The organism is Pseudomonas hygromyciniae (genome assembly GCF_016925675.1).
In the GTDB taxonomy this organism is placed as follows: Bacteria; Pseudomonadota; Gammaproteobacteria; order Pseudomonadales; family Pseudomonadaceae; genus Aquipseudomonas; species Aquipseudomonas hygromyciniae.
Genome location: NZ_CP070506.1, coordinates 5,651,722 through 5,677,518 on the forward strand (window position 1 = coordinate 5,651,722; position 25,797 = coordinate 5,677,518).

The 25,797-nt window shown below is 61.4% G+C and carries 28 protein-coding genes and 1 pseudogene; 17 read left to right on the forward strand and 12 right to left on the reverse strand.

Features of this window, described 5'->3' with window-relative positions:
- Positions 1-22 precede the first annotated feature (22 nt).
- Positions 23-1,027: an aspartate carbamoyltransferase catalytic subunit gene (locus JTY93_RS25550; protein ID WP_205475994.1), complete on the forward strand. Its 1,005-nt coding sequence runs from the start codon at positions 23-25 to the stop codon at positions 1,025-1,027.
- On the forward strand, positions 1,024-2,295 hold the full coding sequence (locus JTY93_RS25555; RefSeq protein WP_205475993.1) for a dihydroorotase: 1,272 nt from the start codon (positions 1,024-1,026) through the stop codon (positions 2,293-2,295). The genes JTY93_RS25550 and JTY93_RS25555 overlap by 4 nt, the downstream gene beginning before the upstream one ends.
- Before the next feature lie 144 nt (positions 2,296-2,439).
- Here the strand turns inward: JTY93_RS25555 and JTY93_RS25560 are convergent, their stop codons facing one another.
- Entirely contained in the window at positions 2,440-2,868 is a 429-nt protein-coding gene (locus JTY93_RS25560; protein ID WP_169991413.1) for an NINE protein, read from the reverse strand.
- Between the two features lie 249 nt (positions 2,869-3,117).
- Between JTY93_RS25560 and JTY93_RS25565 the strand changes: the two genes are divergently transcribed.
- Positions 3,118-3,753: a C40 family peptidase gene (locus tag JTY93_RS25565; RefSeq protein WP_029300475.1), complete on the forward strand. Its 636-nt coding sequence runs from the start codon at positions 3,118-3,120 to the stop codon at positions 3,751-3,753.
- 140 nt (positions 3,754-3,893) lie between these two features.
- Here the strand turns inward: JTY93_RS25565 and JTY93_RS25570 are convergent, their stop codons facing one another.
- Positions 3,894-4,928 (reverse strand): type IV pilus twitching motility protein PilT, encoded by a 1,035-nt coding sequence (locus JTY93_RS25570; RefSeq protein WP_205475992.1) that lies wholly within the window; start codon positions 4,926-4,928, stop codon positions 3,894-3,896.
- A gap of 57 nt (positions 4,929-4,985) precedes the next feature.
- Here JTY93_RS25570 and JTY93_RS25575 point away from each other — a divergent pair, with 57 nt between their 5' ends.
- The 9 genes from JTY93_RS25575 (at position 4,986) to JTY93_RS25615 (ending at position 11,636) form a co-directional block, all read left to right on the forward strand.
- Positions 4,986-5,672 (forward strand): YggS family pyridoxal phosphate-dependent enzyme, encoded by a 687-nt coding sequence (locus JTY93_RS25575; RefSeq protein WP_205475991.1) that lies wholly within the window; start codon positions 4,986-4,988, stop codon positions 5,670-5,672.
- A gap of 33 nt (positions 5,673-5,705) precedes the next feature.
- Positions 5,706-6,524, forward strand: coding sequence for a pyrroline-5-carboxylate reductase (gene proC / locus JTY93_RS25580; RefSeq protein WP_205475990.1), 819 nt, complete (start codon positions 5,706-5,708; stop codon positions 6,522-6,524).
- A gap of 9 nt (positions 6,525-6,533) precedes the next feature.
- Positions 6,534-7,124, forward strand: coding sequence for a YggT family protein (locus JTY93_RS25585; RefSeq protein ID WP_038444147.1), 591 nt, complete (start codon positions 6,534-6,536; stop codon positions 7,122-7,124).
- Between the two features lie 154 nt (positions 7,125-7,278).
- Positions 7,279-8,418 carry a homoserine O-succinyltransferase MetX gene (gene metX / locus JTY93_RS25590; protein ID WP_169954935.1) on the forward strand — a complete coding sequence of 380 codons (1,140 nt, stop codon included), beginning with the start codon at positions 7,279-7,281 and terminating at the stop codon, positions 8,416-8,418.
- Positions 8,419-8,425: 7 nt separating this feature from the next.
- The gene (metW, locus tag JTY93_RS25595) at positions 8,426-9,046 is read left to right on the forward strand and encodes a methionine biosynthesis protein MetW (RefSeq protein ID WP_029300485.1); all 621 of its coding nucleotides are present in this window, start codon (positions 8,426-8,428) and stop codon (positions 9,044-9,046) included.
- A 21-nt stretch (positions 9,047-9,067) separates the two neighbouring features.
- Positions 9,068-9,502 (forward strand): DUF4426 domain-containing protein, encoded by a 435-nt coding sequence (locus JTY93_RS25600; protein WP_205475989.1) that lies wholly within the window; start codon positions 9,068-9,070, stop codon positions 9,500-9,502.
- Complete coding sequence (gene rdgB, locus JTY93_RS25605; RefSeq protein WP_027606096.1) at positions 9,499-10,095, forward strand: RdgB/HAM1 family non-canonical purine NTP pyrophosphatase; 597 nt, start codon at positions 9,499-9,501, stop codon at positions 10,093-10,095. The genes JTY93_RS25600 and rdgB overlap by 4 nt, the downstream gene beginning before the upstream one ends.
- Positions 10,092-11,294 (forward strand): radical SAM family heme chaperone HemW, encoded by a 1,203-nt coding sequence (hemW, locus tag JTY93_RS25610; protein WP_240344170.1) that lies wholly within the window; start codon positions 10,092-10,094, stop codon positions 11,292-11,294. Before rdgB ends, hemW begins: the two co-directional genes overlap by 4 nt.
- Before the next feature lie 18 nt (positions 11,295-11,312).
- Positions 11,313-11,636 (forward strand): DUF3392 domain-containing protein, encoded by a 324-nt coding sequence (locus JTY93_RS25615; protein WP_029300493.1) that lies wholly within the window; start codon positions 11,313-11,315, stop codon positions 11,634-11,636.
- Positions 11,637-12,021: 385 nt separating this feature from the next.
- On the opposite strand, the gene trmB is transcribed toward JTY93_RS25615, so the two are convergent.
- The 4 genes from trmB to JTY93_RS25635 all read right to left on the reverse strand — a co-directional run bounded on the left by trmB (position 12,022) and on the right by JTY93_RS25635 (position 14,259).
- Positions 12,022-12,747: a tRNA (guanosine(46)-N7)-methyltransferase TrmB gene (gene trmB / locus JTY93_RS25620; RefSeq protein WP_029300750.1), complete on the reverse strand. Its 726-nt coding sequence runs from the start codon at positions 12,745-12,747 to the stop codon at positions 12,022-12,024.
- Positions 12,748-12,756: 9 nt separating this feature from the next.
- A complete protein-coding gene (locus tag JTY93_RS25625; RefSeq protein WP_017845016.1) occupies positions 12,757-13,551 on the reverse strand; it encodes a thiazole synthase in 795 nt (264 codons plus the stop codon).
- Between the two features lie 55 nt (positions 13,552-13,606).
- Positions 13,607-13,807 (reverse strand): sulfur carrier protein ThiS, encoded by a 201-nt coding sequence (thiS, locus tag JTY93_RS25630; RefSeq protein ID WP_162947777.1) that lies wholly within the window; start codon positions 13,805-13,807, stop codon positions 13,607-13,609.
- 71 nt (positions 13,808-13,878) lie between these two features.
- A complete protein-coding gene (locus JTY93_RS25635; RefSeq protein ID WP_205475988.1) occupies positions 13,879-14,259 on the reverse strand; it encodes a DUF423 domain-containing protein in 381 nt (126 codons plus the stop codon).
- 74 nt (positions 14,260-14,333) lie between these two features.
- Between JTY93_RS25635 and mtgA the strand changes: the two genes are divergently transcribed.
- Positions 14,334-15,056: a monofunctional biosynthetic peptidoglycan transglycosylase gene (gene mtgA, locus JTY93_RS25640; protein WP_205475987.1), complete on the forward strand. Its 723-nt coding sequence runs from the start codon at positions 14,334-14,336 to the stop codon at positions 15,054-15,056.
- A 71-nt stretch (positions 15,057-15,127) separates the two neighbouring features.
- Here mtgA and rpoH read toward each other — a convergent pair whose 3' ends face one another.
- The 4 genes from rpoH to ftsY all read right to left on the reverse strand — a co-directional run bounded on the left by rpoH (position 15,128) and on the right by ftsY (position 19,229).
- The gene (gene rpoH / locus JTY93_RS25645) at positions 15,128-15,982 is read right to left on the reverse strand and encodes an RNA polymerase sigma factor RpoH (protein WP_003176698.1); all 855 of its coding nucleotides are present in this window, start codon (positions 15,980-15,982) and stop codon (positions 15,128-15,130) included.
- Between the two features lie 114 nt (positions 15,983-16,096).
- On the reverse strand, positions 16,097-17,119 hold the full coding sequence (gene ftsX, locus JTY93_RS25650) for a permease-like cell division protein FtsX (protein WP_029300742.1): 1,023 nt from the start codon (positions 17,117-17,119) through the stop codon (positions 16,097-16,099).
- Positions 17,116-17,787, reverse strand: a complete 672-nt coding sequence (gene ftsE / locus JTY93_RS25655) for a cell division ATP-binding protein FtsE (RefSeq protein ID WP_003213784.1) — start codon at positions 17,785-17,787, stop codon at positions 17,116-17,118. Before ftsE ends, ftsX begins: the two co-directional genes overlap by 4 nt.
- Complete coding sequence (gene ftsY, locus JTY93_RS25660; protein WP_205475986.1) at positions 17,784-19,229, reverse strand: signal recognition particle-docking protein FtsY; 1,446 nt, start codon at positions 19,227-19,229, stop codon at positions 17,784-17,786. Before ftsY ends, ftsE begins: the two co-directional genes overlap by 4 nt.
- 341 nt (positions 19,230-19,570) lie before the next feature.
- Here ftsY and JTY93_RS25665 point away from each other — a divergent pair, with 341 nt between their 5' ends.
- The 4 genes and pseudogenes from JTY93_RS25665 to JTY93_RS25680 form a co-directional block, all read left to right on the forward strand.
- Positions 19,571-20,926: a M16 family metallopeptidase gene (locus JTY93_RS25665; protein WP_133715519.1), complete on the forward strand. Its 1,356-nt coding sequence runs from the start codon at positions 19,571-19,573 to the stop codon at positions 20,924-20,926.
- On the forward strand, positions 20,919-22,409 hold the full coding sequence (locus JTY93_RS25670) for a M16 family metallopeptidase (RefSeq protein WP_205475985.1): 1,491 nt from the start codon (positions 20,919-20,921) through the stop codon (positions 22,407-22,409). Before JTY93_RS25665 ends, JTY93_RS25670 begins: the two co-directional genes overlap by 8 nt.
- On the forward strand, positions 22,409-23,023 hold the full coding sequence (gene rsmD / locus JTY93_RS25675) for a 16S rRNA (guanine(966)-N(2))-methyltransferase RsmD (RefSeq protein WP_205475984.1): 615 nt from the start codon (positions 22,409-22,411) through the stop codon (positions 23,021-23,023). Before JTY93_RS25670 ends, rsmD begins: the two co-directional genes overlap by 1 nt.
- A gap of 98 nt (positions 23,024-23,121) precedes the next feature.
- Positions 23,122-24,091 (forward strand): annotated as a pseudogene (locus tag JTY93_RS25680) (hydrolase); the annotation flags it as partial.
- Positions 24,092-24,204: 113 nt separating this feature from the next.
- On the opposite strand, the gene JTY93_RS25685 reads toward JTY93_RS25680, so the two are convergent.
- Entirely contained in the window at positions 24,205-25,059 is an 855-nt protein-coding gene (locus JTY93_RS25685) for a sulfurtransferase (protein ID WP_205475983.1), read from the reverse strand.
- Between the two features lie 33 nt (positions 25,060-25,092).
- Positions 25,093-25,764: a TetR/AcrR family transcriptional regulator gene (locus JTY93_RS25690; RefSeq protein WP_029300622.1), complete on the reverse strand. Its 672-nt coding sequence runs from the start codon at positions 25,762-25,764 to the stop codon at positions 25,093-25,095.
- Between the last annotated feature and the right edge of the window lie 33 nt (positions 25,765-25,797).

Sequence of the window (25,797 nt, forward strand, 5' to 3'; positions counted from 1 at the left end):
CGCCTTGTAAAGAGTCCCCGCGATGACGCCTCTAGATGCCAAGCGCCCGCTGCAGCTCAACGCTCAGGGCCAGCTGCAACACTTCCTGTCCCTCGACGGCCTGCCCCGCGAATTGCTCACCGAAATCCTCGACACTGCCGACTCGTTCCTTGAAGTCGGCGGCCGGGCGGTGAAGAAAGTCCCGCTGCTGCGCGGCAAAACCATTTGCAACGTGTTCTTCGAGAACTCGACGCGCACCCGCACCACCTTCGAGCTGGCGGCCCAACGCCTGTCAGCCGACGTGATCACCCTGAACGTCTCCACCTCGTCGGCGAGCAAGGGCGAAACCCTGCTCGACACCCTGCGCAACCTGGAGGCCATGGCGGCCGACATGTTCGTGGTGCGCCATGGCGACTCGGGCGCGGCGCACTTTATCGCCGAGCACGTGTGCCCGCAGGTGGCGATCATCAACGGCGGCGATGGCCGTCACGCCCACCCGACCCAGGGCATGCTCGACATGCTCACCATCCGTCGGCACAAGGGCGGCTTTGAAAACCTCTCGGTGGCCATCGTCGGCGACATCCTGCACTCGCGGGTGGCACGCTCGAACATGCTGGCCCTGAAAACCCTCGGCTGCCCGGATATCCGCGTGATCGCGCCGAAAACCCTGCTGCCTATCGGCATCGAGCAATACGGGGTCAAGGTCTACACCGACATGACCGAAGGCCTGAAGGATGTCGATGTGGTGATCATGCTGCGCCTGCAACGCGAGCGCATGGCCGGTGGCCTGCTACCCAGCGAAGGCGAGTTCTACCGTCTGTTCGGCCTGACCACCGCGCGTCTGGCCGGCGCCAAGCCGGATGCGATTGTCATGCACCCTGGCCCGATCAACCGTGGGGTGGAGATTGAGTCGGCGGTGGCCGACGGCCCGCACTCGGTGATTCTCAACCAGGTCACCTACGGCATCGCGGTGCGCATGGCCGTACTGTCCATGGCCATGAGCGGGCAAACTGCCCAACGTCAATTCGAGCAGGAGAACGCCCAGTGAAGCTCAGCATTCTCGGCGCCCGAGTCATCGATCCGGCCAGTGGCCTGGATCAAGTCACCGATCTGCACCTGGAAGCCGGCAAGATCATTGCCATCGGCGCCGCCCCCAATGGTTTCAACCCGGTCGAGAGCATCGACGCCAAAGGCCTGGTGGCCGCGCCCGGCCTGGTAGACCTGAACGTCGCCCTGCGCGAGCCGGGCTACAGCCGCAAAGGCAGCATCACCAGCGAAACCCGCGCCGCCGCTGCAGGTGGTGTCACCAGCCTGTGCTGCCCGCCGCAAACCAAACCGGTGCTGGACACCTCGGCCGTCGCCGAGCTGATCCTCGACCGCGCCCGCGAGGCCGGCAATTGCAAAGTGTTCCCCATCGGCGCCCTGAGCAAAGGCCTGGATGGCGAGCAACTGGCCGAGCTGATTGCCCTGCGTGACGCCGGTTGCGTGGCCTTCGGCAATGGCCTGGAGAGTTTTCGCAGCACCCGCACCCTGTGCCGGGCCCTGGAATACGCCGCCACCTTCGATCTGACCGTGATCTTCCACTCCCAAGACCATGACCTGGCCGAAGGCGGCCTGGCCCACGAAGGCCCCACCGCCAGCTTCCTCGGTCTTGCGGGCATCCCGGAAACCGCAGAAACCGTAGCCTTGGCCCGTGACCTGCTATTGGTGGAACAAAGCGGCGTACGCGCCCACTTCAGCCAACTGACCAGCGCCCGCGGCGTGGCCTTGATTGCCCAGGCCCAGGCCCGTGGCTTGCCGGTGACCGCTGATGTGGCGCTGTACCAGTTGATCCTGACGGATGAGGCGCTGATCGACTTCTCCAGCCTGTACCACGTGCAACCGCCCCTGCGCACCCGCGCCGACCGTGATGGTTTGCGGGCGGCGGTGAAGTCGGGGGTGGTTTCGGCGATCTCCAGCCATCACCAGCCCCACGAGCGGGATGCCAAGCTGGCACCATTTGGCGCGACAGAGCCTGGGATCAGCAGCGTCGAACTGCTGCTCCCGTTGGCGATGACCTTGGTGGAGGATGGTTTGCTGGACCTGCCAACATTGCTCGCACGCCTGAGCTCAGGCCCAGCGCAAGCGCTGCGCCTGCCGGCGGGCAAGCTGGCAGTGGGTTCGGCGGCAGATCTGGTGCTGTTTGATCCGGCCAGCTCCACCGTCGCTGGCGAGCAGTGGTTGTCCAGGGGTGAAAACTGCCCGTTCATCGGCCATAGCTTGCCGGCAACTGTGCGCTACACCTTGGTGGATGGGCGGATCAGCTACCAGGCTTGATCCAGAACTGAAGCGGGCACAATCAAATGTGGGAGCGGGCTTGCTCGCGAAAGCGGTATATCAGTTAACAAATAGGTCGACTGATGCACCGCTTTCGCGAGCAAGCCCGCCCCCACAATTAGATCCTCACAAGGCTGGAGCTGATCAGCGCCCGCCCAACCGCTCGGCATTGCGGATCGAGATCTGCGTGTTCAGCGTCCAGAAGTCATACAGCACCCCAATCAGGAACAAGCCACCGGTCACCAGGTACAACAGGCCGGTGAGCCATTTGCCCTGATACATCCGGTGCAAGCCAAACACCCCAAGAAACGCCAACAAAATCCAGGCCACGTTGTATTCAATGGGCCCAGCGGTAAAACGCAGGTCGGCTTCGCGGTCCATTGCCGGGATCAGAAACAGGTCGATCAACCAGCCAATACCCAGCAAACCAAAGGTGAAGAACCAGATAGTCCCGGTCACCGGCTTGCCGTAATAGAAGCGGTGCGCTCCGGTAAAACCGAAGATCCAGAGCAGGTAACCGATCATCTTGCTGTGGGTGTCCTGTTGCGAAACATCCTGTCGATAGGTGTTCATGAATGACCTCTTTTGCCTCGATAGATAAATATTTCTGGTTTCTTTGTGACTTTTTTACAGGCACCCGACGTACGGCAAATGGTATCGTCCCTTCCCTCAAAGCCTTATGCCACCTGACTTGTGTAGGACAATTGCGACAGTTCGTCGCGGTTTTCCTGATTTTGACGTCAAGGTTCAGTCGACAAACGGCCTGAGAAAGACACTAAAAGCTGTTATAAAGTTGCGCGCAAACCAACAAGAGCCTGCCTTATGCGACCATTTTTAAAGACATGGCTAACCATTTGCCTATTGATGCCACTGGCCGCCCACGCCACCAATCGTGAGCAACGACTTCCGAACGTTAATGGTTTCACCCCTAAAGTCCACGCTACTACCAGCTCCGCCAAATCGGTAAAACTCACCGTCAAGCGCCCGACTCAAGTGAGCAAGGCCCACGGTAAAGCAGTTTCCGGCCTGGTAGCGAGCAATAACCAGCAAAGCAGCAAAGTCCTCAGCCGTGCCGTCAACGTGCTCGGTACGCCTTATCGTTGGGGCGGCAGCAGCCCAAGTAAAGGCTTTGATTGCAGCGGCCTGGTGAAATACGCCTTCAACGATGTAGCTGCGGTGGATTTGCCACGCACCTCCAATGCAATGGCCAGTGGCCACGGGCAGAAGGTTGATCGCAAGGATTTGAAGCCCGGCGACCTATTGTTCTTCAAGCTCAAGAGCCGCCAGGTCAACCATGTAGCCATCTACCTGGGCAACGACCGTTTTATCCACGCGCCACGCCGTGGCAAGTCGGTCAGCATCGACACCCTGAAAAAGCCGTTCTGGAACAAGAACTACGTGATTGCCAAGCGCGTACTGCCTAAAGAGCAGAACAACCTGCGCATTGTGCAACGCTGATTCAAGGCTCAAATGCGGTAACACATGTGGGAGCGGGCTTGCTCGCGAATGCAATAGATCAGCCACCAAAGAGGGTGACTGACACACCGCATTCGCGAGCAAGCCCGCTCCCACATTTGATTTTTATTGCCCGCAAGACCTCATATGTCGGTGGGCACCCTCGCCTTCTGCTGCGCCTCTTCGCGGCTGACCAGCCCCTGGCTGACCAACCCCTTCAAGCTCATATCCAACGTCTTCATCCCCAGCGCCCCTCCCGTCTGGATCGCCGAGTACAACTGCGCCACCTTGTCCTCGCGGATCAGGTTACGGATCGCCGGTGTACCGAGCATGATTTCATGGGCCGCCACGCGCCCGCCGCCAACTTTCTTCAATAACACCTGGGACACCACCGCCTGCAGCGACTCCGAGAGCATCGAACGGACCATGGCCTTTTCCCCCGCCGGGAACACATCCACCAGACGATCCACGGTCTTTGCCGCCGAACTGGTGTGCAGGGTGCCAAACACCAGGTGCCCGGTTTCAGCCGCCGTCAGGGCCAGGCGGATGGTTTCCAGGTCGCGCAACTCGCCGACCAGGATCACATCCGGGTCTTCGCGCAGCGCAGAACGCAGGGCGGCGGAGAAACTGTGGGTATCGCGATGCACCTGGCGCTGGCTGATCAGCGCCTTGCACGGCTCATGGACAAATTCGATAGGGTCCTCAAGGGTCAGGATGTGTTGCTGACGGCTGTTGTTGAGGTAATCGATCATCGCCGCCAGGGTGGTGGACTTGCCCGAGCCCGTGGCCCCGGTCACCAGCACCAGCCCCCTGGGCAGTTCGGCGATACGCCGGAACACATCGCCCAGCCCCAGGGTTTCCAGGCTCTGCACCCGGGAGGGAATCGCGCGAAACACCGCGCCCATGCCCCGATGCTGCTGGAACACGTTGGCGCGAAAGCGCGCCACACCGGGCAACTCGAAGGCAAAATCCGTTTCAAGAGATGTTTCGAAATCCTTTTGCTGGTGTTTATTCAGGATCGGGCCGAGCAAGTCCGCTACTTGCGTAGCGCTCAATGAGGGCCAATCGAGTGGCACGACCTCGCCATCGACTCGCATCCTCGGCGCCAACCCTGCCGACAGATGCAGGTCAGAGGCGCCCCGGCTGACGCTTGCGGTCAGCAGTTCAGTGATGTCCATAGGGCTATCCATTTCCAGTAGAATGCCGCGGACTCCATATCCACGGGCGCAACTTGAATGTCGACCATAGCAGACAATATTGGCCTGGTTAGTCAGCGGATCCGTGCTGCGGCCCAGGCCGTGCAACGTGATGAATCGAGCGTGCATTTGCTGGCGGTCAGCAAGACCAAGCCCGCGCAAGCCGTGCGCGAAGCCTATGCCGCCGGGATGCGCGACTTCGGCGAGAACTACTTGCAGGAAGCCCTCGGCAAACAAGCCGAATTAACCGACCTGCCCTTGAGTTGGCACTTCATCGGCCCCATTCAATCGAACAAGACGCGCGCTATCGCCGAGAACTTCGCTTGGGTGCATTCCGTGGACCGCCTGAAAATCGCCCAACGCCTGTCCGAGCAACGCCCGGCCGACCTGCCGCCGCTCAATATCTGCATTCAGGTCAATGTCAGTGGCGAAGCCAGCAAGTCCGGCTGTACACCCGCCGATTTGCCAGCACTGGCCGAGGCGATCCAGGCCCTGCCGCGCTTGAAGCTGCGGGGCCTGATGGCGATCCCCGAGCCCACCGACGACCGTGCACAGCAAGATGCGGCGTTTGCGAGGGTGCGTGACTTGCAAGCGAGCCTGAACCTGGGGCTCGACACACTCTCCATGGGCATGAGCCATGACCTTGAGTCGGCCATTGCCCAAGGGGCCACGTGGGTGCGGATCGGTACCGCCCTGTTTGGTGCCCGCGACTACGGCCAGCCATGAAATGGCTGACTTCCATCTGAGTAAGGACCTGTCATGAGCAGCACGCGTATAGCCTTTATCGGCGCCGGTAACATGGCGGCCAGCCTGATCGGCGGCCTGCGGGCCAAGGGCCTGGAAGCTTCGCAGATTCGTGCCAGCGATCCGGGTGCCGAAACCCGCGCCCGGGTGAGCGCCGAGCACGGTATCGAAACCTTCGCCGACAACGCCGAGGCCATCCAGGGCGTCGATGTGATCGTGCTGGCAGTCAAGCCACAGGCCATGAAGGCCGTGTGCGAAGCGCTGCGCCCAAGCCTGGCACCGCAGCAACTGGTGGTGTCGATTGCCGCCGGCATCAATTGCGCCAGCATGAACAACTGGCTCGGCGCCCAGCCCATCGTGCGTTGCATGCCCAATACGCCTTCACTGCTGCGCCAAGGCGTGAGCGGCCTATACGCCACCACCCAAGTGAGCGCCGAGCAACGTGAGCAGGCCCAGGAGCTGTTGTCGGCCGTGGGCGTGGCCCTGTGGCTGGACGAAGAACAGCAACTGGACGCCGTCACGGCAGTGTCCGGCAGTGGCCCGGCGTATTTCTTCCTGCTGGTCGAAGCCATGACCGCCGCTGGCGTGAAGCTGGGCCTACCACGGGAAATCGCCGAGCAACTGACTCAGCAAACCGCCCTCGGCGCCGCGCATATGGTGGTGTCCAGCGATGTGGACGCAGCCGAGTTGCGGCGTCGCGTGACCTCGCCCAATGGCACCACACAAGCTGCCATCGAATCGTTCCAGGCTGGGGGCTTTGAAGCCCTGGTCGAAAAAGCACTGGGTGCCGCCGCGCACCGCTCGGCCGAACTGGCCGAACAACTGGGTCAATAAGGAGCCAATATGATTGGTTTGAACACCGCAGCCGTCTACGTGCTGCAAACCCTCGGCAGCCTGTATCTGCTGATCGTGCTGTTGCGTTTTGTCCTGCAACTGGTACGCGCCAACTTCTACAACCCGCTCTGCCAATTCGCCGTGAAGGCCACCCAGCCGCTGCTCAAGCCGTTGCGCCGGGTGATCCCGAGCCTGTTCGGCCTGGACATGTCGTCGCTGGTGCTGGCGATCCTGGTGCAACTGGCGCTGATGGCCCTGACGCTGCTGCTGACCTACGGCACCATGGGCAACTTCCTGCAACTGCTGGTCTGGGCCGTGATCGGCGTAACCGCGCTGTTCCTGAAGATTTTCTTCTTCGCCCTGATCATCAGCGTCATCCTGTCCTGGGTCGCACCGGGCAGCCATAACCCTGGCGCCGAACTGGTCAACCAGATCTGCGAGCCGGCCCTGGCGCCGTTCCGCAAGATCCTGCCGAACCTCGGCGGCCTGGATATCTCGCCGATCCTCGCGTTCATGGTGCTCAAGCTCCTGGACATGCTGGTGATCAACAACCTGGCGGCGATGACCATGATGCCGGACATCCTGCGCCTGCTGATCTGACCGGCCCGCACCTGGTATAGATATCTGTGGGAGCTGGCTTGCCAGCTCCCACTTTTTTGTAACTGTGTCTTGAAGTGAATCCATGCAGGCCTTTGCTTGCCGCTAGCCCCCCCGCTCTTTAGACTTACGCCTCATTTAAACGAGAGCAGGGTCGATGCCAGCTGCCTTCCCCCCCGATTCTGTTGGACTGGTCGTGCCCCAAGTGGCGCATTTCAGCGAACCCCTGGCCCTGGCCTGCGGTCGATCGCTGCCGGCCTATGACCTGATCTATGAAACCTACGGCGAGTTGAACGCCACGGCCAGCAATGCCGTGCTGATCTGTCACGCCCTGTCCGGCCATCACCATGCCGCCGGTTACCACAGCGCCGACGAGCGCAAGCCCGGCTGGTGGGACAGTTGCATCGGCCCCGGCAAGCCCATCGACACCAACAAGTTCTTTGTGGTCAGCCTGAACAACCTCGGCGGTTGCAATGGTTCCACCGGCCCCAGCAGCCTCAACCCGGAAACCGGCAAGCCGTTCGGTGCCGACTTCCCGGTACTGACCGTGGAAGACTGGGTGCACAGCCAGGCGCGCCTGGCCGACCTGCTGGGCATCCAGCAATGGGCCGCCGTGATCGGTGGCAGCCTGGGCGGCATGCAGGCCCTGCAATGGACCATCACCTACCCGGATCGCGTGCGCCATTGCCTGGCCATCGCCTCGGCCCCCAAGTTATCGGCGCAGAACATCGCCTTCAACGAAGTGGCGCGCCAGGCAATCCTCACCGACCCCGAGTTCCACGGTGGTTCGTTCCAGGAAGCCGGGGTGATCCCCAAGCGCGGCTTGATGCTGGCGCGGATGGTCGGGCATATCACCTACCTGTCCGATGACTCCATGGGCGAGAAATTCGGCCGCGGGCTCAAGAGCGAGAAGCTCAACTACGACTTCCACAGCGTCGAATTCCAGGTTGAAAGCTACCTGCGTTACCAGGGCGAGGAGTTCTCCGGGCGTTTTGACGCCAACACCTACCTGCTGATGACCAAGGCCCTGGACTACTTCGACCCGGCGGCAAACTTTGATGACGACCTGGCGAAGACCTTCGAGGGTGCCAGCGCCAAGTTCTGCGTGATGTCGTTCACCACCGACTGGCGCTTCTCCCCGGCCCGCTCGCGGGAACTGGTGGATGCGCTGATGGCCGCCCGCAAAGACGTGTGCTACCTGGAGATCGATGCACCGCAAGGCCACGACGCCTTCCTGATCCCGATCCCGCGCTACCTGCAGGCGTTCAGCAACTACATGAACCGCATTACATTGTGAGAAAGCCATGAGAGCCGACCTGGAAATCATCCAAGACTGGATCCCCGCCGGCAGCCGCGTGCTCGACCTGGGTTGCGGCGATGGCGAACTGCTGAGCTGGCTGCGCGACAACAAGCAAGTCACCGGCTATGGCCTGGAAAACGACCCGGACAACATCGCGCAGTGCGTGGCCAAGGGCATCAACGTGATCGAGCAGGACCTGGACAAGGGCCTGGGCAACTTTGCCAGCAACAGCTTCGATATCGTGGTGATGACCCAGGCCCTGCAGGCCGTGCACTACCCGGACCGGATCCTCGACGAGATGTTGCGCGTCGGCCGCCAATGCATCATCACGTTCCCCAACTTCGGCCACTGGCGCTGCCGCTGGTACCTAGCCACCAAGGGCCGGATGCCAGTATCGGACTTCCTGCCGTACACCTGGTACAACACGCCGAACATTCACTTCTGCACCTTCGAAGATTTCGAGGCGTTGTGCAGTGGGCGTGAAGCCAAGGTCATCAACCGCCTTGCCGTCGATCAACAGCATCGCCACGGCTGGGCGAGTAAGCTATGGCCTAATCTTTTGGGTGAAATCGGAATTTACCGGGTCAGCAGTCCTGGCCTGACCGATCATCAGATTGCCGTCTAACCATTTTCGAGGAGGACGATCATGAGTCGCCTGGCTATTTTTCTACTCACCGCGTGCCTGGGTGCCAGCGCCATGGCCGCCGGCCCTATCGACAGTAACCGGCAGAAGGCGTTTGGTGATATCACCGTGCACTACAGCACCTTCACCTCCAGCTTCCTGCAACCCGAGACGGCCCAGGCCGTGGGCGTGGTGCGCAGCAAGAACAAGGGCATGATCAATGTCTCGGTGATCAAGGGCGTGGAGCCTGTGGCGGCGCAAGTGACCGGCACGATCAAGGACTTGACCGGCAAGAGTGAAAGGCTGAACTTCAAGCAGATCACCGAAAAAGGCGCGATCTACTACCTCGCCCCCTACTCGGTGCCGCAGCAGGAATTCCGCACCTTTACCATCAATGTTGAAACCGGCGGCAAGGCCCACGGTTTCAGTTTCACCCAAGAACTGTTCCCGGCCGAATAATGAACCTGACACAACTCGTACTGGCCAGCCATAACGCCGGCAAACTCAAGGAACTGCAAGCCATGCTCGGCGAATCGGTGCAATTGCGCTCGATTGGCGAGTTCAGCCAGGTGGAACCTGAAGAAACCGGCCTGTCGTTCGTCGAAAACGCCATCCTCAAGGCCCGCAATGCCGCGCGCATTTCCGGCCTGCCGGCACTGGCCGACGATTCTGGCCTGGCCGTGGACTTCCTCGGCGGCGCCCCTGGCATCTATTCGGCGCGGTATGCCGACGGCAAAGGCGACGCGGCGAACAATGCCAAGTTGCTGGACGCGCTCAAGGATGTACCGGACGCGATGCGTGGCGCGCAGTTCGTCTGCGTGCTGGCCCTGGTGCGGCATGCCGACGACCCGCTGCCGATTCTTTGCGAAGGCCTGTGGCACGGGCGCATCCTGCATGCGGCCAGTGGCGAGCACGGGTTTGGCTATGACCCGCTGTTCTGGGTACCGGAGCGCAATGTCTCCAGCGCCGAACTGAGCCCCGCCGACAAGAACCAGATCAGCCACCGCGCCCGCGCAATGGATTTGCTGCGCCAGCGTCTGGGCTTGAAATGACCCACGACACCCCGGCGCTGCCGCTGATTCACGGTGGCGCGCAAACACCTCGGGCGGCCCTGCCCGTGCTGCCGCCCCTGGCGCTGTACATCCACATCCCGTGGTGCGTGCGCAAATGCCCCTATTGCGACTTCAACTCCCACACCGCCAGCAAGGTGCTGCCGGAACAAGAGTATGTCGATGCGTTGCTGGCGGACCTGGATCAGGATCTGCACGCGGTGTATGGCCGCGAGTTGAGCTCGATCTTCTTTGGCGGCGGCACGCCCAGCCTGTTCAGTGCTGCGGCGCTGGGCCGATTGCTGGAGGGCGTGGAGCAACGCATCCCGTTTGCCGGCGACATCGAGATCACCCTGGAAGCCAACCCCGGCACCTTCGAGCAAGAAAAGTTCGTCGCCTACCGCAAGCTGGGGATCAATCGCCTGTCCATCGGCATCCAGAGCTTCCAGCAGGAAAAACTCAAGGCCCTGGGCCGTATCCACAACGGCGACGAAGCCGTACGCGCCGCCGGCATGGCGCGCCAGGCCGGGTTCGATAACTTCAACCTGGACCTGATGCACGGCTTACCCGATCAATCCCTGGACGATGCCTTGAGCGACCTGCGCCAGGCCATCGCCCTCAAGCCGACCCACCTGTCGTGGTACCAACTGACCCTGGAACCCAACACGGTGTTCTGGAACCAGCCGCCGGTGCTGCCGGAAGACGACACCCTGTGGGATATCCAGGAAGCCGGCCAGGCCCTGCTCGCCGAGCACGGTTACGCCCAGTATGAAGTCTCGGCCTACGCCCAACCGGGACGACCTGCACGGCACAACCTCAATTACTGGAGCTTTGGCGACTTTATCGGCATCGGCGCCGGCGCCCACGGCAAGCTCAGTCATCCAGATGGGCGCATTGTGCGCACCTGGAAAACCCGTGCACCAAAGGACTACCTCAACCCGGCAAAAAACTTCCAGGCCGGAATGAAAGAGCTGACCAATGAAGAGCTGCCTTTCGAGTTCTTGATGAATGCCCTGCGCCTGACTGACGGTGTTGAAGCCAGGCTTTATGCCGAGCGCACTGGCCTGGACCTGGCCAGCCTGGATGAGGCCCGTCGCGAGGCAGAACAAAGTGGCTTATTGCAGGTCGAACCGTCACGCCTGGCGGCCACGGACCGTGGTCAACTCTTTCTCAATGACCTGCTGCAGAAGTTTTTGAGCTGATCGCTCTAAGGAAATCGAATGGATCTGGTACTCGACCTGCTTGCCACCGTATCCCGCTGGAGCCGTAGCAACCTGTCGGAAATCTCCCTGGCACTGGTAGGCTGCCTATTGGTGCTGTTTGGCGCCGATATCAAGGGCTGGGTCGAAGCGCGCCTGGGCAATATCGCCGGCGCCTTGCGCGTACCGTTGATGGCCCTGCTGTGCATGATCGGCAGTGGTGCCGCGCTGATCTACGCCACACCGTGGATTGTGCGGGGGTTGAGCCAGTTCAATAACTACAGCTTGGCGCCGGTGTTGCTGGTGGTCCTGGTGTTGATTGGCGTGGTTGCCGACCGCCGCTGACTAAAAGCCCAACACCAAAAAACTGTAGGAGCGAGCTTGCTCGCGAAGAACGTTAACGATAACGCCGAGCTATCAGGTAGCCCGCATCGCCTGTCCGTTTTTCGCGAGCAAGCTCGCTCCTACAGTTGATCGCATTTCAGTCTTCTAGCTGATCAAGCCAGCTTTTCGAACTTCAAATCCCATGCCCCAACCGCTCGCCAGGGCGTTCGAACTTGGCGCTCGGCCGGGACTGACTAAAAGCCCAACACCACAAAACTGTAGGAGCGAGCTTGCTCGCGAAGAACGTTAACGATAACGCCGAGCTATCAGGTAGCCCGCGTCACCTGTCCGTTTTTCGCAAGCAAGCTCGCTCCTACAGTTGATCGCATTTCAGTCTTCTCGCTGATCAAGCCAGCTTTTCGAACTTCAAATCCCAAACCCCATGCCCCAACCGCTCGCCACGGCGTTCGAACTTGGTGATCGGGCGTTCGGCCGGGCGTGGTACGCACTGACCATCTTCGGCCAGGTTGCGGTAGCCAGGGGCGACGTTCATCACTTCCAGCATGTACTCGGCGTAAGGTTCCCAGTCGGTGGCCATGTGCAGGATGCCGCCCACTTTCAGCTTGCTGCGTACCAGCTCCGCGAAGGAGGCCTGGACGATGCGGCGCTTGTGGTGGCGGCTCTTGTGCCATGGATCCGGGAAAAATAGCATCAGGCGGTCGAGGCTGTTATCGGCAATGCACCGGTTGAGCACTTCGATCGCGTCGCAGTCATAGACCCGCAGATTTTTCAGGCCCTGGGTCAGCACGCCGTTGAGCAATGCGCCCACGCCCGGACGGTGGACTTCCACGCCGATGAAATCTTGCTCGGGCGACGCTGCGGCCATTTCCAACAGGGAATGGCCCATGCCGAAGCCGATTTCCAGGGAGCGCGGGGCCGAACGGCCAAACACCTGGTCGAAGTCCACCGGCGCATCAGCCAGGGGCAGGACGAACAACGGCGTGCCCTGGTCCAGGCCCTTTTGCTGGCCTTCAGTCATGCGCCCGGCACGCATCACAAAGCTTTTGATGCGGCGGTGCTTGGACTCGTCGCCTTCTTCCACGGGGTTCGGCGTTTCGTTTGATTCAGTCATCAATGGCTCTTACTTGATCAGACCATCCAGCGGCGAGGAGGCGCTGGCGTAAAGTTTTTTCGGCATACGCCCGGCGAGATACGCCAGGCGGCCGGCGACAATCGCGTGTTTCATGGCTTCGGCCATCATGATCGGCTGCTGCGCGTTGGCGATAGCCGAGTTCATCAGCACCGCCTCGCAGCCCAACTCCATGGCGATAGTGGCATCGGACGCGGTGCCGACACCGGCATCCACCAACACCGGGATCTTGGCTTCTTCGAGGATGATCTGCAGGTTGTACGGGTTGCAGATCCCCAGGCCAGTGCCGATCAGGCCGGCCAGCGGCATGACTGCGATGCAGCCGATTTCGGCCAGTTGGCGGGCGATGATCGGGTCATCGCTGGTGTAGACCATCACGTCGAAACCTTCCTTGACCAAAGTTTCGGCGGCCTTGAGGGTTTCGATCACGTTGGGGAACAGGGTTTTCTGGTCCGCCAGCACTTCCAACTTCACTAGGTTGTGGCCGTCGAGCAACTCACGGGCCAGGCGGCAGGTGCGCACGGCTTCGATGGCATCGTAGCAACCGGCGGTGTTGGGCAGGATGGTGTAGCGGTCCGGCGGCAGGATGTCCAGCAGGTTCGGTTCGCCCGGGTTCTGGCCGATGTTGGTGCGGCGCACGGCCACCGTCACGATTTCAGCGCCCGAGGCTTCGATTGCCAGACGGGTTTCTTCCATGTCGCGGTATTTGCCGGTGCCTACCAGCAAACGCGACTGGTAGGTACGACCGGCCAGGACGAAGGGCTTGTCGCTACGAACGATGCTCATGGGAAATCCTCGAGTTGGGGTGAGGTTCTGCAGAATTCGGGTAGTTGCGCCTAGGCTAGCCGCCGCCGATGGCGTGGACCACTTCAACCTGGTCGCCTTCAGTGAGGGCGGTTTCGGTGTGCTGGCTACGCGGGACGATATCCTGGTTGAGCTCCACTGCGACGCGACGTCCGGTCAGTTCCAGACGGGTCAGCAGGGCCGCGACGGTTTCACCGTCGGGCAGTTCATAGGATTCGCCGTTCAATTGAATGCGCATGCCACGGGCCGCCATCGTTTTAAGGGGCCAGCATTCTAGCCTGATCGTGACCTGAAGGTCAGCTACAAGCGTCAGGCGGTCAGTTGCAGGCGCCAGGCGGCGAGCCCCAGGCACAGCCAGCCAATCAGGAACGCCAGGCCGCCAAACGGGGTGATGATCCCCAGTTTGCCGATGCCGACGGTGGTCAGCAGATACAGGCTGCCGGAGAACAACAGGATCCCGATGCTGAACGACACGCCCGCCCACATCACCAGGCGCCCGGGAATATGCGCGGCCAACAAGGCTACGCCAAACAACGCCAGGGCATGCACCAACTGGTAGGTCACGCCGGTATGGAAAATCGCCAAGTATTCAGCACTCAAGGTTTTTTTCAGACCGTGGGCCGCGAACGCACCCAGGGCCACACCGGTAAAACCGAAAAAGGCAGCCAACATCAGAAAGCCACGCAGCATGAGGAACTCCAGTCAGACTCAAAGGGCCGGGTCTGTATAATGGCCCGCTCAACGGGTTCGGCCAAGCCATCTCTATGCTGCGTGTCCTCTTCAGTCGTTTTCTCAAAGTCGTGAAATGGTTTGTCATCGCCAGCGTTTTGCTGGTGCTGCTGTTTCGTGTCGTCCCGCCACCGTTCACGGCGCTGATGGTCGAGCGCAAGATCGAATCCTGGGTCGACAGCGAGCCTATTGACCTGCAACGCGCCTGGGTGCCGTGGGATGAGATCTCCGACGACCTGAAATTGGCGGTCATGGCCGGCGAAGACCAGCGTTTCCCGCAGCATTGGGGTTTTGACTTTGGCGCGATCCAGGCCGCCCTGCTGCATAACGAGCGCGGCGGCTCGATTCGCGGCGCCAGTACGCTGAGCCAGCAGGTGTCGAAGAACCTGTTCCTGTGGGCCGGCCGCAGTTATCTGCGCAAGGGCCTGGAAGCCTGGTTTACCGGATTGATCGAGATCCTCTGGCCCAAGCAACGGATCCTTGAGGTGTACTTGAACAGCGTGGAGTGGGATGAAGGGGTGTTTGGCGCAGAGGCGGCAGCGCGACACCATTTCGGGGTGAGTGCCAAGGGGCTTTCGCGGCAGCAGGCCAGCTATCTGGCGGCGGTGCTGCCGAATCCGCGAGTGTGGAGTGCCAGCCATCCAACAGCGTACGTGGCGCGGCGGGCGGCCTGGATTCGTCAGCAGATGGGGCAGTTGGGTGGCACGGGTTACTTGAATGAGCTGAACAATACGCGAAAGGCGCCGTGGTCCAACTGATACAGGACGCGACACAAACAAAAATGCCCCGATCTTTCGATCGGGGCATTTTTTTGGCCGTTCGCTGCGTGTTAGGCGGCGATCGACAATTTAAGCTTATTCATCGCGCTCTTCTCAAGCTGACGAATCCGCTCGGCCGACACGTTGTACTTTTGCGCCAGGTCGTGCAGCGTGGCTTTTTCTTCTGCCAGCCAGCGCTGGTAGAGGATGTCACGGCTCCGGTCGTCCAGCACTTCCAGTGCTTCGTGCAGGTTGTGGTTGGAGTTGTCGCTCCAATCGGCATCTTCCAGTTGACGCGCCGGGTCGTACCGGTGGTCTTCCAGGTAGTTGGCCGGCGATTGGAAAGCGCTGTCGTCGTCCGCTTCGGCGGCCGGGTCGAAGGCCATGTCATGGCCGGTCAGGCGACTTTCCATCTCGCGCACTTCCCGAGGCTCCACACCGAGGCTTTCGGCCACACGGTGGACTTCCTCGTTGTTGAGCCACGCCAGGCGTTTCTTCTGGCTGCGCAGGTTGAAGAACAGTTTGCGCTGGGCCTTGGTGGTCGCCACTTTCACAATGCGCCAGTTGCGCAGGATGAACTCGTGGATTTCCGCCTTGATCCAGTGCACGGCGAACGACACCAGGCGCACACCCATTTCCGGGTTGAAGCGTTTTACAGCCTTCATCAGCCCGACGTTGCCTTCCTGGATCAGGTCAGCCTGGGCCAGGCCGTAGCCGCTATAGCTACGGGCGATATGTACGACAAAACGCAGGTGGGCGAGCACCATCTGCCGAGCCGCCCCCAAATCCTGCTCATAGTAGAGACTCTCGGCCAGTTCACGCTCCTGCTCGGGCGTCAGCAAAGGAATGCTGTTGACCGTGTGCACATAGGCTTCCAGGTTCGCGCCTGGGACCAGAGCATAAGCAGGTTGCAAAGAAGTGGTCATACGAAAAAACCTCCGACTCACATAACTCGTGCAGTTCAGCACTGCGAAAATTGACCGGAAACCGTAGGACAAGTTCCCTATAAACGCTGAAAGGTCAATACAAGCAAAAAGACACTATTTCGGCGCCAGCTCCCTGAGATGGCGTGCGACTGCGATCCATGCACCGATATAACCCAACAACACCGCGCCAAGCAAGAGTGATAGACCATCGGCAGCAGGTACGCCAGCCAGGGCAAAGTCACTGCCATACAAACCGGCCAGGCCGACTACCGCGTCGTTCAGCCAATCCAGGCCAAACGCCAATACGCCCCAGGACAGAATCCCGGCACCGAAGCCATAAAGCGCACCCATGTACAGAAAAGGACGACGCACATAGCTGTCTGTGCCGCCGACCAGTTTAATCACTTCTATCTCGGTGCGACGGTTTTCAATATGAAGACGAATGGTATTGCCTATCACCAAAAGTAATGCAGAAACCAGCAACACCGTCAGGCCGAAGACAAACCGGTCGCCCAGCTTGAGAATCGCCGCCAGACGCTCGACCCAGACTAAATCAAGCTGCGCCTGTTGTACCTTGGGCAGTTCAGCCAATTTTTGTCTTAATGCTTCAAGGGCCGTCTTGTCGATTTCATTTGGCGTCACCAGCACCACGCCCGGCAACGGGTTCTGCGGCAGCTCCTTGAGCGCCTCGCCCAGGCCCGATTGCTGCTGGAATTCTTCCAGGGCCTGGTCACGGCTGATGTACTCGGCATCCGCCACGCCCGGCAGGTTCTTGATCTGCTCGCGCAAGGCCTCGCCTTCTGTGGCGCTGGCATCCAGTTGCAGGTACAGGGAAATCTGCGCCGCGCGCTGCCAGGAGCCGCCAAGGCGCTCGACATTATTAAGCAGCAACGACAACCCCATCGGCAGGCTCAACGCCACAGCCATGACCAGGCAGGTAAAGAAGCTGCCAATCGGCTGTTTGCCCAAGCGGCGCAGGCTATCCACCAGGCTGGCGCGATGGCTTTCGATCCAGGCGTGCAGCAGGGTGCTGAAATCGGGACCGTCATCTTCGTCGCGTTTCTTTTTCTGCGGCTGCGGATCGGCCGCTTTCGGCGCGACGCGCTCGGAGACTTTAGGGCTGCGTGTGGCACTCATACGCCGGCCTCCCCGTCACCAATCAGGCGACCGCGCTGCAGGGTCAACATGCGATGGCGCATGCGCGCGATCAATGCCAGGTCGTGACTGGCAATCAGCACGCTGGTGCCCAGGCGGTTGATGTCTTCAAAAACCCCCATGATCTCTGCGGCCAGGCGCGGGTCGAGGTTACCGGTGGGTTCGTCCGCCAGCAGCAAGGCCGGGCGGTGGACAATGGCGCGGGCAATGCCGACGCGCTGTTGCTGGCCGGTGGACAGGTCGCCGGGGTACAAATCGGTCTTGTCCGACAGCGCCACGCGCTCCAGGGCCGAATCCACACGCTTGACGATTTCGGCCTTGGACAGGCCGAGAATCTGCAATGGCAAGGCGATGTTGTTGAACACCGTGCGATCGAACAGCAACTGGTGGTTCTGGAACACCACGCCGATCTGCCGACGCAGGAACGGGATCTGTGCATTGCTGATGGTGGCTAGGTCCTGGCCGGCCAGCAGCAGTTTGCCGGTGGTGGGGCGCTCCATGGCCAACAACAGGCGCAGCAAGGTACTTTTGCCGGCGCCGGAATGCCCGGTGACAAACAAGAACTCGCCACGGCGCACCCGGAAGCTCAGCTCATGCAAGCCGACATGCCCGTTGGCGTACCGCTTGCCCACCTGTTCAAAACGAATCATGAACGCTCCCGCTCGGCAAACAGCGCCTGGACAAAGGGTTCGGCCTCAAACGTGCGCAGGTCATCAATACCTTCGCCGACACCGATATAACGAATCGGCAACCCGAATTGTTTAGCCAGGGCGAAAATAACCCCGCCCTTGGCCGTGCCATCGAGCTTAGTCAATGCCAGGCCGGTCAGCTGTACCGTCTGGTTGAATTGCTTGGCCTGGCTGATCGCGTTCTGCCCGGTACCGGCGTCCAGCACCAACAGCACCTCGTGCGGCGCATCGGCGTCGAGCTTGCCCATCACCCGGCGGACTTTCTTCAACTCTTCCATCAGATTGTCTTTGGTATGCAGGCGACCGGCGGTATCGGCGATCAGCACATCGATGTTACGGGCCTTGGCGGCCTGCACGGCATCGAAGATCACCGAGGCGGAGTCGGCGCCGGTGTGCTGGGCGATGACCGGGATCTTGTTGCGTTCGCCCCACACCTGCAATTGCTCCACCGCAGCGGCGCGGAAGGTGTCACCGGCGGCGAGCATGACTTTCTTGCCTTCCAGTTGCAGCTTCTTCGCCAGCTTGCCGATGGTGGTGGTCTTGCCGGCGCCGTTGACGCCTACCACCAGGATCACGAAAGGCTTTTTCTCGGTAATCACCAGCGGTGCTTCCACCGGCTTGAGCATGGCGGCCAGTTCGGCCTGCAATGACTTGTAAAGCGCGTCGGCGTCAGTGAGCTGCTTGCGCGCCACCTTCTGGGTCAGGCTCTGGATGATCACGGCGGTGGCTTCGACGCCCACGTCAGCGGTCAGCAGACGGGTCTCGATGTCTTCGAGCAACTCGTCGTCGATGATTTTCTTGCCGAGGAACAGGCTCGCCATGCCCTCGCCAATGCTGGCGCTGGTTTTGCTCAGGCCTTGCTTGAGGCGGGCGAAGAAGCCGGTCTTGCTGGCCTCGGCAGGCGCATGGACAGGCGCAGGTACTGCGACAGTCTCGATGACTGCGGGCGCAGCAGCGACTACCACTGCAGCGGGTTCGACTATCAGCGGGGCCGGCTCAGCGACGACGGGTAGCGGCTCGACAGGCTCGACAATGGCAGGAATCGGCGGCGCTGCATGTTCGGCCTGCACATCCTCCACCAACGCAACGGGCTCTTCAGCCACCGGCAATGACGGCCATGGCTTATGCTCTGGCTCTGGCTCTGGCTCTGGCTCTGGCGCAGCCTCCACCACCGGCTGCAAGACCGGCTCGGCCATCGGCAACACCACCGGCGCCTCGACAACAGGCTCAGCCCCCGGCTCAATCGCAGGTTCCGCCTGCAGAACAGGCTCGGGCACAGGCTCAGGTTGGACTTGCGGCTGTTCGACGACGGTTTCCTGCGGCTTTTTGCGCAGCCATCCGAACAGGCCTTTTTTCTCGCCAGCCGCAGCTGGGCTCTTCTTGTCGTCGTTGGAACCAAACATGGAGGACGGCTATCTCACGGTAGCGACGCGCCTAGGTGGCGCCTCGGTAAATAATATTCGATGCGCAACAGACTGTTTTTTAGCCAGCTTGTTCATGCGCAGCATTTTGTGAGGCGTGAATACAGCCTCAACAAATCGATTCAATATAGGACTGAAGCGATAAAATCGGCGAAAAGCGGATTAAAACCGGGGAAACCCACCGATAACTCCATCTTTACGACGACTGGATCCGAAACGATATGACAGCCGCAGTGGCCGCCGCTAATACGGATCAGTATCCTAGCACCTCCTCGCCCGCCGACGCTAAGACCAAGCGGGCAGCCCAACAGGTTTAAAAACGAATGAATGCTCTAGCCCGCCGCGCCGCAGGCCTGCTGCTCAGCACAGTTTGTCTGCCCCTTTCAGCCTTGGCTGCCGACCCACAACCCACCCATGAATTCACCCTGGACAACGGCCTCAAGGTCGTCGTGCGCGAAGACCATCGCGCCCCGGTGGTGGTCTCGCAGGTCTGGTACAAGGTCGGCTCCAGCTATGAAACCCCTGGCCAGACCGGTTTGTCCCACGCCCTGGAACATATGATGTTCAAGGGCAGCTCCAAGACCGGCCCCGGCGAAGCCTCGCTGATCCTGCGCGACCTGGGCGCCGAAGAAAACGCCTTCACCAGCGACGACTACACCGCCTACTACCAAGTACTGGCCCGCGACCGCCTGGGCGTTGCCCTGGAGCTGGAAGCCGACCGCATGGCCACCCTGCGCCTGCCGGCCGACGAATTCAGCCGCGAGATCGAAGTCATCAAGGAGGAGCGCCGCCTGCGCACCGATGACAACCCGCTGTCCAAGGCCTTTGAACGTTTCAAGGCGATGGCCTACCCGGCTAGCGGCTACCACACGCCGACCATCGGCTGGATGGCCGACCTGGACCGCATGAAGGTCGAGGAACTGCGCCACTGGTACCAATCCTGGTACGTGCCAAACAACGCCACGCTGGTAGTGGTCGGCGACGTGACCCCGGATGAGGTGAAAACCCTGGCCCAGCGTTACTTCGGCCCGATCCCCAAGCGCGACGTGCCACCGGCGAAAAAGCCCCTGGAGCTGGCCGAGCCGGGCGAGCGCCTGCTGACCCTGCATGTTCAGACCCAATTGCCGAGCGTCATCCTGGGCTTTAACGTCCCGGGCCTGGCCACCGCCGAAGACAAACGCTCGGTCAACGCCCTGCGCCTGATCTCGGCGCTGCTCGATGGCGGCTACAGCGCGCGCATCCCGAGCCAGCTGGAACGCGGTGAAGAACTGGTGTCCGCGGCCTCGACCAACTACGACGCCTATACCCGTGGCGACAGCCTGTTCACCTTGAGCGCCACGCCCAACCAGCAGAAGAAGAAAACCGTGGCCCAGGCCGAAGCCGGGCTCTGGCGCCTGCTGGACGAACTCAAGGCCAAGCCACCGACCGCCGAGGAGCTGGAACGCATCCGCGCCCAGGTCATTGCCGGCGTGGTCTACGAGCGCGACTCCATCACCAGCCAGGCCACGGCCATTGGCTCCCTGGAAACGGTCGGCCTGTCGTGGAAGCTGATGGACACCGAGCTTGCCGAGCTGCAAAGCGTGACACCCGAGGACATCCAGAAGGCCGCGCGCACGTATTTCACCCGCGAACGCCTGAGTATCGCCCATGTCCTGCCCGAGGAGACCACTCATGAGTGATCGCAAAAACAACCGCCTGGTACTGCCCGGCCTGATCGTCGTGACCCTGGTGGCGGCAGTCGCGGTGTATATCGGTCGCCCGGACGACTCCGTTGCGAGCCCGGCACTGGAGCAGGCCAAGTCCAGCAAGACCCTGCAATCCCTGGCAGAGCTGGACGGAAAGAACCCAACCAACCGCCAGCTCAACGTGCAGACCTGGAATACCGCCGAAGGCGCCAAGGTGCTGTTCGTCGAGGCCCACGAACTGCCGATGTTCGACATGCGCATCCTGTTCGCCGCTGGCAGCAGCCAGGACGGCAACACGCCAGGCCTGGCCCTGCTGACCAACGCCATGCTCAACGAAGGCGTGCCGGGCAAGGACGTGGGGCAGATTGCCGCCGGTTTTGAAGGCCTGGGTGCCGATTTCAGCAACGGCGCCTACCGCGATATGGCGCTGGTCTCGCTGCGCAGCCTCAGTGCCGCCGACAAGCGCGACGCCGCCCTCACGCTGTTTGACCAGGTGATCGGCCAGCCGACCTTCCCTGCCGACTCCCTGGCGCGGATCAAGAACCAGCTGCTAGCCGGCTTCGAGTACCAGAAGCAGAACCCGGGCAAGCTGGCGAGTATCGAGCTGTTCAAGCGCCTGTACGGCGACCATCCCTATGCGCACCCGAGCGAAGGCACGCCTGAGAGCGTTCCGGCTATTACCCAGGCTCAGTTGAAGGCATTCCATGCCAAGGCCTATGCCGCTGGCAACGCGGTGATCGCGATGGTCGGCGACCTGTCCCGGGCCGACGCCGAGGCCATGGCGGCCAAGGTGTCCGCATCGCTGCCCAAGGGCCCGGCACTGGCGAAGATCGCCGAACCGACCGAGCCCAAGGCTGGCCTGGGGCATATCGAGTTTCCATCCAAGCAGACGCACCTGCTGTTCGCACAACTGGGCATCAACCGCGCCGACCCGGACTACGCCGCCCTGTCCCTGGGCAACCAGATCCTTGGCGGCGGTGGCTTTGGTACCCGCTTGATGAGCGAAGTACGTGAGAAGCGTGGCCTGACCTATGGCGTCTATTCGGGCTTCTCGCCGATGCAGGTGCGTGGCCCATTCATGATCAACCTGCAGACCCGCGCCGAAATGAGCGGTGGCACCTTGCGCCTGGTGGAGCAAGTGCTGGCCGACTACCTCAAGACCGGGCCAACGCAAAAAGAACTGGATGACGCCAAGCGCGAACTGGCCGGCAGCTTCCCGCTGTCTACCGCGAGCAACGCCGATATCGTCGGGCAACTGGGCGCCATGGGTTTCTACAACCTGCCGCTCAATTACCTGGAAGATTTCATGAAGCAATCCCAGGCCCTGACCGTAGAGCAGGTCAAGGCCGCCATGAACAAACACTTGAGCAGCGATAAAATGGTGATCGTGACCGCTGGTCCCACCACCGCGCAAAAGCCACTACCGCCCCCCACTGATAAACCTGCCGAGCAGCCGCTCGGGGTTCCGGAGCATTAATGGCCAGTCCATCGCGCCCTAAAAAACCTGTCCATAACGTTCATAACGGTGTGGGCCAACTGCGCATCATTGGCGGCCAATGGCGCAGTCGCAAGCTGAGCTTTCCCGATGTGGTGGGCCTACGCCCCACCCCGGATCGAGTCCGCGAGACCTTGTTCAATTGGCTCGCGCCGTACATCGAGGGGGCCAAGGTACTTGACCCGTTTGCTGGCAGTGGCGCGCTGTTCCTCGAGTCCCTGTCCCGTGGCGCCGCCCTGGGCCAGGCCCTGGACGCGAGCAACGTGGCGGTTTCCAGCCTGCGCGAGCACCTGGGCACACTGCGTTGCACCACCGGCCATGTACAGACCGCCGATGCCCTGCGCTACCTGGAAACCCAGCCGGCCAGTGCATTCGATGTGGTGTTCCTCGACCCGCCGTTCAACCAGAACCTGTTGCCAACCGTCTGCGCACTGCTGGAAGAGCGCCAATGGCTGGCCGATGACGCCTGGGTCTACACCGAAAGCGAGACCGCGCCGTCGACCCTGGGCCTGCCCGGCAACTGGCGCCTGCACCGCGAGCAAAAATCCGGGCGGGTGTATTACGCGCTGTGGCAAAGAACGCTGCCGACCGCTTAAATCGTGGCTAGGAGGCTTGCCGGCAAGCCCCCCTCGCCCCCCCCTTAAGAGTTGTGTCGAGACCGTGATCGTGCCGAACCCCGCCAACCGTTTCACCCCCAGCCTTCGGCCTCGGTAACCCCCCACCTGCAAACGTTGTGGGGCCCACTCTGGCGCCCCACCACCCACCTCGATCGCCAGCGCGAGCGCCTGTGGCTGGAAGATGGTGACTTCCTCGACTTCGACTGGCATGGCCCCCACGACCCGCACGCACCACTGGTGCTGGTACTGCATGGCCTGACAGGCTCGTCCAACTCGCCCTACGTCGCCGGCCTGCAAAAAGCCTTGGCCAGCCAAGGCTGGGCCAGCGTCGCCCTGAACTGGCGCGGTTGTTCCGGCGAACCCAACCTGCTAGCCCGCAGTTACCATTCAGGCGCCAGTGAAGACCTGGCGGCCGCTATTGCGCACCTGCGGGCCAAGCGACCGTTGGCGCCACTGTATGCCGTGGGTTACTCCCTGGGTGGCAATGTGCTGCTCAAGCACCTGGGCGAAACCGGTGACAACTCCGGCCTACAGGGAGCTGCGGCGGTGTCGGTGCCGTTTCGCCTGGACCAGTGCGCCGACCGCATCGGCCTGGGGTTTTCACGGGTCTATCAAAAGCATTTCATGCGCGAGATGCTCGACTACATCCGGGTCAAGCAGCGCCAGTTCCTGGCGGACGGACGCGAAGAAGCGCTGAAAACCCTGGCCGAACTGGGCTCGCTGGAGAAAATGCGCACGTTCTGGGATTTTGACGGCCGCGTCACCGCACCGCTGCATGGCTACCTGAGTGCCGAGGACTATTACCGACGGGCGTCGAGTCGTTACTTCCTCGGGGCGATCCGCACGCCGACGCTGATCATCCAGGCGGCGGATGATCCTTTTGTGTTTGCCCACAGCTTGCCCCTGGCCAGCGAACTGTCGGACTGCACCGAGTTTGAACTGCAGGCCAAGGGCGGGCATGTGGGGTTTGTCGACGGCTCGCTGAAGACGCCTGGGTACTACCTGGAGCGGCGGATACCGCAATGGTTACGGGTAAAACACGGTTAATCATGTGGGAGCGGGCTTGCTCGCGAATGCGGCGTTTCAGCTAATAAATTCGCTGGCTGGCACACCGCATTCGCGGGCAATCCCGCTCCTACATTTGATCGCGGATTACCCACTTAATCGCCGGTAGCAATTTCGCGCTGCGGATCAGTGATCCACTCACTCCACGATCCCGCATACAACTTGCCCAACGGATACCCCGCCAGGCTCAGGGCAAACAGGTTGTGGCACGCTGTCACGCCCGAGCCGCAATACGCCACCAACTCATCCGGCGAACGACCTTGCAATTTGCCGGTAAACCGCTGGCGGAGCTGTTCCACCGGCAAAAAGCGCCCGTCACTGCCTAGGTTCTCGTTGAACGCCGCACATTGCGCCCCGGGAATATGCCCGGCAATCGGGTCGATCGGTTCCATTTCGCCGCGAAAGCGCGGCAAGGCACGGGCGTCGATCAGCGTCAGGCCCGGCTGACCCAGGCGTTTTTGCAGGTGTTCGGCATCCAGCAGCAGATGGTTGTCCGGACTGCCGGTAAAGGTGCCGGGCTCGGTGCTCGGCGCATCCAGGCTCAAGGGGAAACCAGCGCTATGCCAGGCCTTCAGCCCGCCGTCGAGGATCGACACGCCGTCGCGCTTGCCCAGCCAGGCCAGCAGCCACCAGGCACGGGCGGCATACGCGCCCGGGCCGTCGTCATACAGCACGATCTCGCTGTCGCCGTTGATGCCCCAGGCCTGCAACTGCTGGACCAGCGCCTGGGGCGCCGGTAGCGGATGGCGACCGGTCACGCCCTTGGTCACCGGCCCGCTGAGGTGGCGCTCCAGGTCCGCATACTGCGCGCCCTCGATGTGCCCCTCGGCGTAGCTGCAACGCCCGTAATCCGGGTCTTCCAGGGCAAAGCGGCAATCGAGGATGACGAGGCCTGCGTGCTTCTGGCGTTCGGCCAGTTGTTGCGGGCTGATCAGTTGCGCAAGCGGCATAACGAACTCCTGGAAATATGTTCGGGAAAGGGCCTACTTCACTTCTTCCAGTGCCTGACTCAACGGCACGTAAAACTCCTTGAACAACGCGTCCACGGCTTCTTTGGCCTGGGGCGTGATAAACCCTGCCTCCAGCACCAGCACCTGGTACACCCCGCGCTTGATTGCCTCGGCACTCAGGTGCGCGGAGTTCTCGTTGGTGGTGCACAAAAAGCGCACCCAGGAGGTGAGGATAATCCACGCGTTGAGGGTCAAGGCTTCGGTCTGCACCGGGTCCATGTTCAGGATCCCCGCCTCGACAAACCCCCGGTAAATCGCGCCACCCTGGATCAGGCAGCGCTGGGAGAAGCGCCGGTAACCGGTGGCCAGTTCCGGGTCGCTTTCCAGCAGATGCTCAAGATCGCGGTGCAGAAAACGATAGCGCCACATGCCCGCCAGCACCGCCTGCAGGTAGAAGCGCTTGTCCTCGACCACCATGGCGCGCCCCTGGGGCGGGCGCAGGAAACTGTCCACCAATGCTTCGTACTCACGAAACAGCACCGCGATAATCGCCTGCTTGTTCGGGAAGTGGTAGTACAGGTTGCCCGGGGATATTTCCATATGGGCGGCAATATGGTTGGTGCTGATGCTGCGCTCGCCCTGCTGGTTGAACAGCTCCAGGCTGGTTTGCACAATGCGTTCGCTGGTCTTTACTCGTGGTGCCATAGGGGATCGGCTTCTTGAATCCTGATACAAACA